Annotated in this window: 1 protein-coding gene; it reads right to left on the reverse strand. The window is 58.6% G+C overall.

All coding sequences use genetic code 11. The features are described 5' to 3' along the window. Positions 1 to 35: 35 nt before the first annotated feature. Positions 36 to 1,106, reverse strand: coding sequence for a glutamine synthetase (locus tag OKA04_RS24980; protein ID WP_264503860.1), 1,071 nt, complete (start codon positions 1,104 to 1,106; stop codon positions 36 to 38). Between the last annotated feature and the right edge of the window lie 48 nt (positions 1,107 to 1,154).

Below are 1,154 nucleotides of genomic sequence, written 5' to 3' on the forward strand. Positions count from 1 at the left end.
CGATGACGAGGATGTCGTGGCGTCAAGAAGCCGCTTCAGGGCTTCCAGATGATGGTGGTCTCGGCGATCATGGAGGTGACGATGTAAGGGTCCATGTTGGACGCCGGCCGGCGATCCTCGAAGTAGCCCTTGCCGTTCTGCTCCGTCTCCCGGCCGACGCGGACCGAGGCGCCGCGGTTGGCAACTCCCCAGCTGAAGGTGTTGATGTCGGCGGTCTCGTGCCTGCCGGTGAGCCGGCGCTCGTTGCCCTCGCCGTAGGCGGAGATGTGCTCCTTGTGCCTGAGCTTGAGCTTCTCAATGGCGGACTTGATGATCTCGTAGCCACCATCGTTCCTCATCGACTTGGTGCTGTAGTTGGTGTGAGCACCAGCACCGTTCCAGTCTCCCGGGATGGGCTTGGGGTCAAATGAGACGACGACTCCGGCGATCTCGGTGATCCTCTCAAGAATGTAGCGAGCAACCCACACCTGATCACCGGCAGAAATGCCGACAGACGGGCCAACTTGGAACTCCCACTGTCCTGGCATGACCTCGCCGTTGATTCCACTGATGTTGATGCCGGCATAGAGGCAAGCCTTGTAGTGGGAGTCAACAATATCACGCCCAAAAGACTTGTCAGCACCGATACCACAGTAGTAAGGACCCTGAGGACCAGGGAAGCCACCAACAGGCCAGCCAAGGGGCCAGTTGATGTCCTTCTGGAGGAGGGTGTACTCTTGCTCAATACCGTACCAGGGCTCCTCAGAAGCAACCTCAGGGGAGCTGAAGATCTTGGCAGCATTGTGCCTCTTGTTGGTGGGGATCGGTTCTCCGGCTGGCGTGTAGCAATCGCACATGACAAGGATGTTGTTTCCCTTCCTGAATGGGTCCTTGAAGATAGCCTGTGGGTACAGGATGACCTCACTGTCCTCGCCGGGGGCCTGGCCGGTGCTGGAGCCATCGTAGTTCCACTTGGGCAGCTTGCTGGGATCAGTCACAGGGCCGGAGAGAGTCCTAGCCTTGCTCCTGAGATCCATGCCAGATCCACCGATCCATATGTACTCGGCGATGATCTTCTCCGTGGTGTCGGAGAGGTTGAGGTTGACGAGATCGGTGAGAGAAGCCATGGCGGACGATGAGGAGGAGGAAGCAAGAGGCGGCACAGCTGTAACAAG

The sequence above is a fragment of the Luteolibacter flavescens genome (genome assembly GCF_025950085.1).
Taxonomy (GTDB): Bacteria; Verrucomicrobiota; Verrucomicrobiia; order Verrucomicrobiales; family Akkermansiaceae; genus Haloferula; species Haloferula flavescens.